This is a genomic window from Comamonas sp. UBA7840, from assembly GCF_002501455.1.
Taxonomy (GTDB): Bacteria; Pseudomonadota; Gammaproteobacteria; order Burkholderiales; family Burkholderiaceae_C; genus Comamonas; species Comamonas jiangduensis.
In genome coordinates this window covers 146,449-159,247 of sequence record NZ_DLTI01000015.1, presented here as the reverse complement: position 1 = coordinate 159,247, position 12,799 = coordinate 146,449, and the positions used below count along the sequence as shown (strand labels likewise).

Here is a 12,799-nt window from a genome sequence, read left to right as displayed (position 1 = left end):
AAAGCACCAGAGGTCGCAAAGCCGCCGCACACGCGGTCGGCTTTGCCCGCCATGATTAGTAGCGGTAGGTTTCAGGCTTGTAAGGGCCTTCCTTCTTCACACCGATGTAAGCGGCTTGCGCATCGGTCAGCTCGGTCAGCATGGCGCCCACCTTCTTCAGGTGCAAGCGTGCCACCTTTTCATCCAAGATCTTGGGCAGCACGTAGACCTTGCCCACTTCGTAGGCTTCAGGGCGTGTGAACAGTTCGATCTGTGCGATGGTCTGGTTGGCAAACGATGCGCTCATCACGAACGAAGGGTGGCCCGTGGCGCAACCCAGGTTCACCAGACGGCCCTTGGCCAGCAAAGTGATCTTCTTGCCGTCAGGGAATTCGATCTGATCGACCTGGGGCTTTACTTCTTCCCACTTGTACTTCTCGATCGAAGCCACGTCGATTTCGTTGTCAAAGTGACCGATGTTGCAAACAATCGCTTGGTCCTTCATGGCGACCATGTGCTCGTGGCGGATGATGTCTTTGTTACCGGTGGTGGTCACGAAGATGTCGCACTTGTCGGCGGCATATTCCATGGTCACCACCTTGTAGCCTTCCATGGCAGCTTGCAGCGCGTTGATCGGGTCAATTTCGGTCACCCAGACTTGGGCGCGCAGGGCCGACAGGGCTTGGGCGCAGCCCTTGCCCACGTCACCGTAACCCGCCACCACAGCCACCTTGCCAGCGATCATCACGTCCGTGGCGCGCTTGATGCCGTCGACCAGCGATTCGCGGCAGCCGTACAGGTTGTCAAACTTGGACTTGGTGACCGAGTCGTTCACATTGATCGCGCGGAACAGCAAGCTGCCGTTGGCCGACATTTCGTTCAGGCGGTGCACGCCGGTGGTGGTCTCTTCGGTCACGCCGATGATTTGGGCGGACTTGCGGGTGTACCAGGTGGGGTCTTGCGCCAGCTTGGCCTTGATGGCAGCAAACACGATGCGCTCTTCTTCAGAAGAAGGGTTGGCCAGCACGGACAAGTCTTTCTCGGCCTTTTGACCCAGGTGCATCAGCATGGTGGCATCGCCGCCATCGTCCAGGATCATGTTGGGGCCTTCGTTCTCCGAACCGGCGGGGCCGAATTCAAAGATGCGGTGGGTGTAATCCCAGTAGTCTTCCAGTGATTCGCCCTTGATGGCGAACACAGGGGTGCCAGTCGCTGCAATGGCTGCAGCCGCGTGGTCTTGGGTCGAGAAGATGTTGCAAGAAGCCCAGCGCACGTCGGCGCCCAGGTCCTTCAGCGTCTCGATCAGCACCGCCGTTTGAATGGTCATATGCAGCGAGCCGGTGATGCGTGCGCCCTTGAGGGGCTGGGCCGCAGCGAACTCTTCGCGAATGGCCATCAGGCCGGGCATTTCGGTTTCAGCAATGCGAATTTCTTTGCGGCCCCAGTCGGCCAAAGAGATATCGGTGATTGCGCGATCTTGTGTATTGCTCATGGTTTCTCCGTGCGGAAGACAACTTGAAAAAACCACGTTCTGGGAGATTGGGGGCTGAACAGACCTCACCGCACAGAAAGCGTGGGTGAGCGTCGTTGCCTAGGAGCGAGGCGGCAGGGTGTGCCGTCTGCTGCCCTTCCGAGCCTCACGCCACCGCGGGTGCTAGGTGGACGCTGCAACGCTCCTCGGAAGGAAAAGAGGCTGCGATTGTAATCGAGCCCTTCAAGGTTTGCCGCAGTCAGGCATCCGCCGTGGCAGTAGCCGGGGGAATGCGCATCGGAATGGTCACCGGCCCATCGTTGACCAGGTGCACCTGCATGTCGGCGCCAAACACCCCAGTCTGCACCGGGCCCGCTGCGTAGCACTGCTGGGCCTGCGCCACCATGTAGTTGTACAGGCGCAACCCCTCCTCAGGCTTGGCGGCCGGCGTAAAGCTGGGGCGATTGCCGCCGCGGGTGTCTGCCGCCAGCGTGAACTGGCTGACGATCAACAGCCCGCCACCCACATCCTGCACGCTGCGGTTCATCTTGCCGGCGTCGTCGCTGAAGATGCGCAGCTTCAAAATTTTGGCCAGCAATTTATCGGCCTCTTGCTCGGTGTCGCCCTGCTCGGCACACACCAGCACCAGCAGGCCTTGGGCAATCTGCCCACTCACTTGCCCATCCACTTCTACACGCGCTTGGCGCACACGCTGCAATACCGTAATCATGGAACCTTAAAAATTATAGTTACTGGGGCAGTACTGATAGGCATTTACCCCCCGTTTAGCCTTCAAATGCTTATACAGCCTACGCTGACAGCTCCTGTTTTATGCGTCACGATTGATCCAGCCAGCTGTCTGCAAGCAGCAACCAGGATGATGTAACTTGCCGTAACGCAAAACGACTGTGTCTGGGCTCCGGTATACCGCCAACCTATGCACGCGACCACTCCTTTCATTGATTGTCCCGCACGGCGCAAGCTCAGGCGCCCAGGCCTTTGCGCCGCGGCTCGGCCATGCCATCACACCCTCTCTGCGCCGCAGCCATGAGCACCGCACCCACCTACGCCCCCAGCGAGCCACCCCACGACGTGCTGCACGCCGTGGCCCTGGTCACCGGCGCACCAATGGCCTGCTTGAGCTGGCCGGAAGGCCGCTGCCTGTGGGCCACCGCCGCCTATGCCCAACTCCTTGGCATGCCCACGCAGGAACTGCAGGGCAAACTGCTGCAAAACTACCTCAGCCCCTGTGACTGGAACAGCTGGCTGTGCGAGCTGGAGCGCCTGGCCAGTGCCCAGCAATCGGGCACCAGCCTGCAAACACCGCTGACATTTGCCCACCAGCAACGCATCCAAACCCAGCTAATCGCGCAGACGCACCAGCACAAAGTGTGCGCCATCGTGGTGGTGCCGCTGCACAACCTGTCGCTGGTCGATGCCATGCAAATGCTGCAAGACAGCGACACCCGCCTGCGCCGCTATGCGGCAGCGACCAGTGAATCCATCATTTTCTTTCGCCATGGCCGCATTTTTGATGCCAACCCTGCGGCCATTGCACTCACCGGCTACCCTTTGAGCCAGTTGGTGGATCGCCCGATTCTGCACCTACTGCCCCACGTTTTGCGCGCCAGTGCACAACCCATAGTGGAACAAGGCACCAGCAACGCCCAGGAAACCCGCCTGTTGCACCACAGCGGGCAAGAGTTGCATGTGGAAGTCACCGTCCACCTGCTGCCCGAGGATGGCGATGTGATTGGCCTGATGGTGCTGCGCGACATTACCGAGCGCAAACGGGCCGAAGCGGAAATGCATTTCCTGGCCTTTCACGACCCGCTCACGCGCCTGCCCAACCGCCAAGGGCTGATGCGCCAGTTGCGCCAGGTGCTGCAAAGTGCAGAGCAATGCCAGCGCCCCGCTGCCGTGCTGTATGTGGACTTGGATCGTTTCAAAGATGTCAACGATTCACTGGGCCACGATGCAGGCGACAAGCTGCTGGTGGAGGCTGCGCGCCGCCTGCGCAGCAAAGTGCACCCTGACGACCTCGTTGCACGCCTGGGGGCTGATGAGTTTGTGGTGGTTTTAGCCTCTCCCTTGACGGCATGCCAGCCCGAATGCATCTTGCGCGAGATGCGGTTTGTGCTCACCAAGCCCTATGCCCTGCACAACGGGCTGGTGAACCTGCCCGCCTCGATTGGCGTGAGCATCTACCCGGAAGATGGCGACACTGCCGAAGCGCTAATGCTCAACGCCAGCGCCGCCATGGAAACGGCCAAAAACATAGGGCATGGCAGCCACCAGTACTACAGCGCACTCATGCATATGCGCCCCAGCCGACTGCTGGTGCAAGACCGCCTGCTGCGCGAAGCCATCGAAACCAACCAAGGGCTGGTGTTGCACTACCAGCCCCAGTGGGATCTGAACAGCAACCGCATGGAAGGCTTTGAAGCCCTGGTGCGCTGGCAGCACCCCGAGCGCGGCCTGCTGCCACCGGGTGAATTCATCAGTTTTGCTGAATCTCGCGGCCTGATCTCTTTGGTGGACCGCTGGGTGATGCGTGCGGCATGCCAGCAACTGCGCGCATGGCGGGATGCGGGCCTGCCGCCCGTGGTGGTTTCCGTCAACATGTCCGCCATTGAGTTCAACCAGAGCAATTTGCTGACCGAGGTGCAGCAGGTGCTGACCGACACCGGGATTGACCCGCAGTGGCTGGAGATTGAGCTGACCGAAACCACGCTCATGAAACAGTCCGAACATGTACTGGGGACTCTGGAGGCCCTGCAGCAATTGGGCGTTCGCCTGGCCATTGACGACTTTGGCACAGGCTACTCTTCGCTGGCCTACCTCAAGCGCTACCCTCTGGACAAGCTCAAAATCGACCGCGCTTTCATCAAAGACACGCCGCAAGACCAAGACGATGTGAGCTTGGTCACCGCCATCATTCAAATGGCACGCAGCTTGAATCTGCGCACCGTGGCCGAAGGGGTGGAATCCAAAGCGCAATGGAGCTTGCTAAAGCATCTGGGCTGCGATCTGATTCAGGGCTACTACCTCTGTCGCCCCATGTCTGCCGAAGATGCCCTACGTTGGCAACAACACCGTTGTCAAATGGGTGCGCCACAATAAGTGCATGCACTACACACCTTCTGCTGCTTCTCCCCCTGTGGCTGCCGCCGTATTCACCCGTGCTGCCGATGCGGTTCAACATCTGAAAACGCTGTACCAGCAGCAGATAGCGCATCTACGCTCTGCCATGCAGACGTACGTGGAAGGCAAGGACTTTGCCCACCCCGTGCGCGCTTGTTACCCGTTGCTGCGTCTTCAGGCCCACACCGTACGCAGGCCTGACACCGGTCTGGCCTATGGTTTTCTGGACCATCCAGGCCTTTACGAAACCACCATCACCCGCCCCGACCTTTTCTCTGACTACCTGCTCACCCAGCTCAGCTTGCTGGAGCGCAACCACGATGTGCAATTTGAAGTGGGACTGAGCACACAGCCCATTCCTGTTCACTTTTCGTTCGCGGACAACGACCACGTCGAAGGCAGCTTGAGCGCGGAACGCCGCCAAATGATGCGCGAGGTCTTTGACCTGCCAGACCTGGCCGCCATGGATGACGGCATTGCCAATGGCACCTGGCACCCGCGCCCCGGTGGCGCGCTGCCCTTGTCGCTGTTTACCGCACCGCGTATTGACTACTCGCTGCACCGCCTGCGCCACTACACCGGCACGGCACCCGAGTGGTTCCAAAACTATGTGCTGTTCACCAACTACCAGTTTTATATCGACGAGTTCATTCGCTTGGGCCACGCCGAAATGGCCAACGCGGACAGCGAGTACATCGCTTTTATCGAACCCGGCAACGTGGTGACCCGCCGCACGGGTTTGGCACCAGAGGCCATCGACGCCTTGGGCGCCATGCCCCCGCGTCTGCCGCAAATGCCGGCCTACCACCTGGTGCGCGCCGACCGCAGCGGCATCACCATGGTGAACATTGGCGTCGGCCCTGCCAATGCCAAAACTATCACCGACCACATTGCCGTTCTGCGCCCGCATGCATGGATGATGCTGGGCCACTGCGCAGGGCTGCGCAACAGCCAGCGCCTGGGGGACTATGTGCTGGCCCACGCCTATGTGCGCGAAGACCATGTGCTGGACGAGGAACTGCCTCTGTGGGTGCCGATTCCGGCGCTGGCCGAGATCCAGCAAGCACTGCAGCAGGCGGTGGCTGATGTGGCCCAGGTGTCGGACGACGACCTCAAGCGCATCATGCGCACCGGCACCGTGGCCAGCACCGACAACCGCAATTGGGAACTATTGCCCGACAACCTACCCCAGCGCCGCTTTAGCCAAAGCCGCGCCGTCGCGCTGGACATGGAAAGCGCCACCATCGCCGCCAATGGCTTTCGCTTTCGCGTGCCGTACGGCACACTGCTGTGCGTGAGTGACAAGCCTTTGCACGGAGAGATCAAACTCCCCGGCATGGCCAATCACTTTTACCGCGAGCGTGTCGACCAGCATTTACGCATTGGCATGCGTGCCGTGGAACTGCTGCGCGAAGGCGGTGCTCAGCGCCTGCACAGCCGCAAGCTGCGCAGCTTTGCGGAAGTTGCTTTCCAATAAAGTTCCCCTATGCAACTTGACTTTGCATCCATGGCCGTCTTAATTGCCATCAATTTGGTGGTGATCGGCATGGCATTGCCTTTGGTGATGGGCAGCCCGGTAAGCACCGCAGCGCAGCATGCGCAGAAATATTTTGTGCTGCAAGCCGTGGGCTGGGGATTGATTTTGGCCGCAGCCCGGCTGCGGGACAGTGGTTGGGCACCAATGCTGAGCTTGGCGGCCGCCTGTGCTGCCTCCGCTGCGCAGTGGCAAATGGCCCAGGCGCTGCAAAACTGGCTGGGCCCTCGGCCCTTGCGCCGCTTGGTAATGGTTGTGTGTGTCTTGGGCCCCGTAGGTTTTGCCTTTTTGATAGACAGCATTCCCTTGCGCATGGCGTGGTACAGCGCCTGCCATGCCCTCGTCATTGCCAGCTTGGGCTGGATGTGCCTGCGCCCCCAGCGCGCTGCCACCTCGTCCTGGCGGTATCTGATGGCGGCTTGCGCCGCGGTGATGGGGTTGAGCCTGTTGACCCGGTCTTACCTGGCCTCCCAAGCACTTTTCCAAGAAGGTTTCACCCAAGATAGCCTGCCCAACCACCTGTTTGCCATGATTGCCCAGGTGTGTGGCAGTTTGTCTTTGGTGAGCATGCTGGTGGCCTGGCGTGACGAAACCAACCAAAAGCTGCGCGACATGGCCATGACGGACCAGCTCACAGGCCTGGCGAATCGACGGGCCCTGCTGCAAGCTGCGCCCCAGCGGCAAGCGCTGGCACAACGCCAAAACCTGCCTTGGGCTGTGGTGCTGCTGGATTTGGATCACTTCAAGGCCGTCAACGACCAGCATGGTCACGCCAGGGGCGATGAAGCCCTGGAACTTCTGGGGCAAGTGCTTCAGGCCAACATCCGCGCCGAAGAGCTTGCCGCTCGCTGGGGGGGCGAAGAGTTTTGTCTGTTGATGTATGCCAACCAGGCGGAAGTGGAGCGTTTTTATCAGCGCCTGAGCACTGCGCTGCACGATCAATCACTGCACAAGCTGGGCTTTGCCTTGCATCTGAGTGCGGGTTGCGCGCTGCAAAGCGCTGAAAACTCGCCCCCCTTCGCCTCTTTGCTCCAGCAAGCCGATAACGCGCTGTACACCGCCAAAAATCAAGGGCGCGGCAGACTGGCCTTTGCACCATCTACCACGCCCCCACTGTTGGCCCCAGCACGTGCCGTCGAACTCTCTTAAGCCAGCGCTGACGTTGCGGGCGCCTGCCCTTGTGCCGTAGCTTTGTCCTGGCGGGCCAGCAACGCTGCCGCTTCACGCGCAGCCACACGCCCCTCGTCGGTCGGAATCACCCAAATCTCGACCGAGCTGTCCGGCGCATGAATGGCATAGGCCTGCTTGCCAGAAGCTTCCTGGTTGCGCTGTGCATCCATGCGAATGCCCAGCCACGCGAGGCGCTCACACACCTGTGCACGCAATACGGCATCGTTCTCACCAATTCCGCCGCTGAATGCCAGCGCATCCAAACCGCCCAGGCACGCCACCAGGGCACCGGTTTCACGGATGACACGGTGCGTGAACTGGTCAATCGCACGCTGTGCGTTTTCGCTGCCATCCGCGCGCAGCTTGCGCATATCTGCAGAAATTCCTGAGACCCCCAGCAAACCGCTTTGTTTATAGAGCAGTTTTTCCATTTGCGCGTGGGTCCAGCCTTGCTCCAGCAAATACAGCAAGACACCGGCATCCAGCGCACCGCTGCGCGTACCCATCATCAAACCGTCCAAGGCTGAAAAACCCATGGTGGTTGCCACGCTGCTGCCGGCCAGTGCAGCACACAGACTGGCACCGTTGCCCAGGTGCGCCATCACCACGCGGCCACGCCCACGGATGGTGTACTCCTGCAACACGGACATGATGTATTGGTAAGACAAACCATGAAAACCATAGCGACGCACGCCCTGGTCTTGCAGCGACCTGGGCAGAGCGAACGCATAGTCCACCTCGGGCATCGAGGCATGGAATGCCGTATCAAAACAGGCAATCTGTGGCAGCTCTGGGAATGCAGCCTGAAACTGGCGGATGCCTTCCAAGTTGTGCGGCTGGTGCAAGGGCGCCAAAGAGTTGAAGGACGCGAGCTTGTTCAGAATCTCTGGCGTCACCAGCACTGACTCCGTAAACACCCCGCCGCCATGCACCACGCGGTGCGCTACCGCCTGAATGTCGGGCGCAGCCTCCAGCCGCTGAACCAAAGCCCGCACACCTTGCAAAGCAGTTGCAAAAGGAGAGCTATCAGCGCTTACTACAAGCGCCTCAGCGTGCTTTTTGCCTAAGTATGTCCAGCTCATCTCGGGAGTGCCGTGTGGCTCTAGCCCCTGAATGTTGCCGGACAGCACAAACGGCTGCACCTGACCATCTTGCAAAGGATGCAAAGAAAACTTCAGCGAGGAAGACCCCGCATTCACCGCCAAAATGGCCATCTTTCTCTCCTTGCTAAGTTAGCCTTTTTTCCAAGCATTGGCCGCTTGTTGCTGGCGATGATCGTGTGCGGACAGCACGGCCAGCACGCACGAGGCGACGCGTGCACGCGGGCCATCTGCGCGGCTGGTCAACGCAATCGGCACACGGGCACCCAGCACCAGGCCGGAGCCTGAAGCGCCAGCCAGATATTCCAGCTGCTTGGCCACCATGTTGCCGCTTTCCAAGTCTGGAACCGCCAAAATGTCTGCCTGCCCCGCCACCCCGGAATCAATGCCCTTGATGCGCACGGCATCCATGGAAATGGCATTGTCAAAAGCCAGTGGGCCGTCCAGCTCTCCACCTTGAATTTGTCCGCGATCGGCCATTTTGCACAGCGCAGCGGCGTCCAGTGTCGAAGGGATGCTGGGCGTCACCATCTCGACCGCTGACAAGATCGCCACCTTGGGTGTTGGCGTGCCCAGCACGCGCGCAAAGTCGATCGCGTTTTGCACAATATCCACCTTCTCTTGCAAGCTCGGACGGATATTGATGGCCGCATCGGTAATAAGCAGCGGCTTGGCGTAGCGCGGCACATCAAACCGGAAGACGTGTGACAAACGGCGTCCTGTGCGCAATGCGGGTTGTGCCAGCACCGCTTTGAGCAGCTCATCGGTATGCAGGCTGCCCTTCATCAAAATTTCCACCTCATTGCGGGCGGCCATGGCTGCAGCCAGCTCTGCCGCGGCATGGCTGTGCTCCACGGAGATAATTTCTGCGCCTTCCAGGCTGATTCCCGCCTCTTGCGCCACACGACGGATACGCCCTTCGGGGCCGATCAGCACCGGCACGATCAAGCCATGGCGCGCAGAGTCCATCGCACCACTGAGCGAGCCTTCATCACAAGGGTGCACAACGGCGCAGCGCACCGCTTCCAGTGTCTCTACCCGTGACAGCAACTCCTTGAACCGCGCCTCGGGGTCGAACAGCTGAATCTGCGGCGCATCAATCTTGGGCACTTTCACCTTCTGCGTCGGCGGCATCAGCTTGGCCTCGCCCTTGAGCACCACCTCCCCCTTTTGGTTGGTGACCAGGCAGTCCATCTTGACGCGCTTTTTCTCGTCGTCCTTCTCCGCCACCGTAGCCACCACGGTCAAGGTATCGCCAATGCGCACGGGCTTGGTGAACTTCAGCTCTTGCCCCAGATAAATGGTGCCTGGGCCAGGGAACTGCGTACCAAACAATGCAGAGATCAAAGCTGCGCCCAACATACCGTGTGCAATCACGCCATGGAACATGGTCGCATCGGCATATTCGGCATTCAGGTGAGCCGGATTGATATCCCCCGAGACCGCCGCAAAGGCTTGGATATCTTGCAGTGTCACAGTGCGCAGCAACCGCGCGCTGTCGCCCACCGCCAGCTCGTCATACGTCACGTTTTCCATCCAGTCGATGGCTGGTGCTTGGGTATTCATACGGCTCTCCCTTGATTTACATCTTCTACATCTGCAGTGGCAGGGCACTGCAGCAGTTTTTCCAACGTCGAGCGTTAATCGACCGCGTGCACTCCGCCATCCACGTAAATGGTCTGCCCGGTCATGCCCGATGCCGCGTCTGAACACAAAAATGCGCTCAGCTGGGCAATTTCTTCCAGCGTCACCAGGCGCTGCAGCGGTGCCTTGGCTTGGGCGGTAGCCATCAAGCCATCAAAGTCTGCAATCCCAGATGCTGCACGCGTCAAGATGGGGCCCGGAGAGACCGCATGCACGCGGATGTTCTGTGGTCCCAACTCCATCGCCATATAGCGCACCATGGACTCCAGGGCTGCTTTCACCGGCCCCATCAGCCCATAGTTAGGCACTGCTTCACCGGAGCCCAGATAGCTCATGGAAAGCATGCTGCCACCGTCTTTCATGTGCGGCGCGCACAACTTGGCCAGCTCCGCAAAGGAGTGGCACGACACGCTCACGGCACGGGCAAAACCCTCCCGCGAGCTGTCCACCACATCACCGTGCAGGTCTTCCAGAGGCGCCCATGCAATCGAGTGAATCACGAAGTCCAGCTTGCCAAACTTATCCACCGCATGCTTGACCAAGGCTTCCAGCTGCCCGTCTTCTTCGACGTTGCAATTCACCAAGTCCACACCAATCGGCGCCGTCAGGGGCTCTACCCATTGGCGCGCTTTTTCATTCAAGCAAGAAGCCACCACCTCAGCACCTTGCGCACGCGCCAATGCTGTGCAGCCCCACGCAATCGAGCGCTCGTTCGCCACCCCCAGAACCAGCCCTTTTTTGCCCACCAAAGTAAATGCTGCTGCATTCGTCATCTCATCACTCCCTCTTTTGTTATGTAGAAAGCAGGCAATGCCTCGCATTGCTGCCTTGCGCAACCTCTTACGTGGGCCCGAAGGCCCTCAATCTGCGTAACGCACCATGACGTATTCACCCGGCGCATCGCACACCACGTGCTCGGCTTTGATGGGTTGGGCTTTGACCGCTGCGCCTGAGCGCTGCTTGATCCACTGATTCATCGCCTCCCACCAGGAGCCCTGTACCACAGGGGTCTGCGCTGCCCAGTCATCGGGATCCATCCAGCCTGCACCGTCTTCCACGCTGGCGATTTGATAGCTGCGACGTGGGCGCCCCGGCTCGGACACGATCCCGGCGTTGTGCCCGCCTGCAGCCAGCACAAAAGTCACGTGCGTGTCGGTCTGCAAATGGATTTTGTAGACCGACTTCCACGGCGAGACGTGATCCCGGGTGGTACCCACCACCATCATGGGCGCATCAATATCCATCAGCGCCACCGTTGCACCCGCAAAACGGTACTGCCCGGCTGCCAAGGCGTTGTTCAAGAACATCGAAGTCAGGTATTCGTTGTGCATGCGTGCGGGCAAACGGGTCTGGTCCGCATTCCAGCTCATCAAATCAAAACTGGCGTCATCCTCACCCATCAGATAGCGCCGTGTGTTGCGCGACCACACCAAATCCTTGGAGGCCAAGAACTGGAAAGAACCGCCCATCTGCTTGCCTGACAGATACCCCTTTTCATTCATGCTCTGGCGCAAATTGGCCAGTTGCGCCTCGTCGATAAATACGCCCAACTCCCCGGGTTCGGAAAAGTCAGTTTGCGCTGCCAGCAAGATGACCGAACTGAGTTCCGGCATATCAGAGGGAATCAAGGCCTGCTCTTTTTCGGTGCGTGTTTTCTTGCGCTTCAGGCGCCCCAAGGCGGCCGCTGCAATCGCCAAGAAAGTACCTCCCAAGCAATACCCCATGGTGTGAATGCTGCGAGCACCGGTTACCGTTTTGACGGCTGCCATCGCCTGCAAGACACCTGTACTCAGATAGTCCTGCATCTTCAGGTCTCGGTCTGATGCGTCGGGATTGCGCCAAGACACAATCAGCACGGTGTGCCCTTGACCAACCAAGTACTTCACCATGGAGTTGTGCGGCGACAAATCCAAAATGTAGTATTTCATGATGCAAGACGGCACGATCAGCACAGGCTCTGGCAGCACTTTGTCAGTGCTGGGGCTGTATTGAATCAGCTCAATCAAGTGGTTGCGAAACACCACTTTGCCAGGCGTGCAGGCCACATCTTTGCCGACGGCGAACTCCAGTGGCTCCAGCGCTTGCGCCGGTGTATCGGCTTTGGCTTGGTGTGCCGCTTGCTGATCTTGCACAAACAGCTCAAAGCCCTTACGCAAGCTTGCGCCCCGCGTTTCCTTGGCCTTGGCCAGCACCTCGGGATTGGTAATCGCCCAGTTGGAAGGTGCCAAGGCATCCATCCATTGCCGGGCAAAGAAATCCATCAGCTGACGGTGATGGCGCGTCATACCTTCCACCTGCGCCGCCTCCCGCCACCAGCGGTCACTGGCCTTGAAGCCCTCCTTCATGGCGCTGTAAGGCCACTGCTGCCACGCCGCGTCTTTGAAGCGCGCATCACGCTCACCTGTAGGTTGCACACTGGCTTGCGCAGCCTCCTGCGCCAGATGCAGCGCACGTTGCGCCAGTGTCATTTGCTTGCCGGGGGAAGATGCCAAATTCATGCACCAGTCGGCTGTTGCCAACCCCAAGGCCACGGGCGACAGGCCCATGGTCGAAGCACTCAACGCAGCGCGTACGCGATCATCCAAAGTTTGAGCAGCTTCAGCTTGCAAATCTTTCTGGTTATTTTCAGCAGTCACTTCATCTCCATGCAGCGTTACAGCTTGTATCAAGCCCGAAACATCTGATTCTCAAGAAAAGAAGGACTTCCACCAAATCCAAAGGCTCCAGCCTTGACACTGATCAAGCTTTCGCCGCACT

9 protein-coding genes and 1 riboswitch are annotated in these 12,799 nt (G+C 59.5%); of the genes, 3 read left to right on the top strand and 6 right to left on the bottom strand.

The window, feature by feature from the left end; all coding sequences use genetic code 11:
• Nucleotides 1-55: 55 nt before the first annotated feature.
• Together ahcY and dtd are read right to left on the bottom strand one after the other, a co-directional pair.
• Nucleotides 56-1,471, bottom strand: coding sequence for an adenosylhomocysteinase (gene ahcY, locus B3R00_RS04505; protein WP_219162967.1), 1,416 nt, complete (start codon nucleotides 1,469-1,471; stop codon nucleotides 56-58).
• An 80-nt stretch (nucleotides 1,472-1,551) separates the two neighbouring features.
• Nucleotides 1,552-1,664, bottom strand: a riboswitch (S-adenosyl-L-homocysteine riboswitch).
• Between the two features lie 45 nt (nucleotides 1,665-1,709).
• Entirely contained in the window at nucleotides 1,710-2,180 is a 471-nt protein-coding gene (gene dtd / locus B3R00_RS04500) for a D-aminoacyl-tRNA deacylase (RefSeq protein ID WP_286997678.1), read from the bottom strand.
• Nucleotides 2,181-2,497: 317 nt separating this feature from the next.
• On the opposite strand from dtd, the gene B3R00_RS04495 reads away from it, so the two are divergent.
• Genes B3R00_RS04495 through B3R00_RS04485 form a run of 3 tightly spaced genes read left to right on the top strand, consistent with a single transcriptional unit; the run spans nucleotide 2,498 to nucleotide 7,277 of the window.
• Nucleotides 2,498-4,573 carry a putative bifunctional diguanylate cyclase/phosphodiesterase gene (locus tag B3R00_RS04495; RefSeq protein ID WP_286997676.1) on the top strand — a complete coding sequence of 692 codons (2,076 nt, stop codon included), beginning with the start codon at nucleotides 2,498-2,500 and terminating at the stop codon, nucleotides 4,571-4,573.
• Between the two features lie 4 nt (nucleotides 4,574-4,577).
• Nucleotides 4,578-6,071: an AMP nucleosidase gene (locus tag B3R00_RS04490; protein WP_286997675.1), complete on the top strand. Its 1,494-nt coding sequence runs from the start codon at nucleotides 4,578-4,580 to the stop codon at nucleotides 6,069-6,071.
• A gap of 9 nt (nucleotides 6,072-6,080) precedes the next feature.
• Nucleotides 6,081-7,277 (top strand): GGDEF domain-containing protein, encoded by a 1,197-nt coding sequence (locus B3R00_RS04485; RefSeq protein WP_286997674.1) that lies wholly within the window; start codon nucleotides 6,081-6,083, stop codon nucleotides 7,275-7,277.
• Here B3R00_RS04485 and B3R00_RS04480 read toward each other — a convergent pair.
• The 4 genes from B3R00_RS04480 to B3R00_RS04465 form a co-directional block, all read right to left on the bottom strand.
• Nucleotides 7,274-8,512: an acetate/propionate family kinase gene (locus B3R00_RS04480; RefSeq protein WP_286997673.1), complete on the bottom strand. Its 1,239-nt coding sequence runs from the start codon at nucleotides 8,510-8,512 to the stop codon at nucleotides 7,274-7,276. The two genes, B3R00_RS04485 and B3R00_RS04480, sit on opposite strands and share 4 nt — an antisense overlap.
• 18 nt (nucleotides 8,513-8,530) lie before the next feature.
• Nucleotides 8,531-9,964: a bifunctional enoyl-CoA hydratase/phosphate acetyltransferase gene (locus tag B3R00_RS04475; RefSeq protein WP_286997672.1), complete on the bottom strand. Its 1,434-nt coding sequence runs from the start codon at nucleotides 9,962-9,964 to the stop codon at nucleotides 8,531-8,533.
• Nucleotides 9,965-10,038: 74 nt separating this feature from the next.
• A complete protein-coding gene (fabI, locus tag B3R00_RS04470; protein ID WP_286997670.1) occupies nucleotides 10,039-10,815 on the bottom strand; it encodes an enoyl-ACP reductase FabI in 777 nt (258 codons plus the stop codon).
• A gap of 87 nt (nucleotides 10,816-10,902) precedes the next feature.
• Nucleotides 10,903-12,678, bottom strand: coding sequence for a PHA/PHB synthase family protein (locus B3R00_RS04465; RefSeq protein ID WP_286997669.1), 1,776 nt, complete (start codon nucleotides 12,676-12,678; stop codon nucleotides 10,903-10,905).
• Nucleotides 12,679-12,799: the final 121 nt, after the last annotated feature.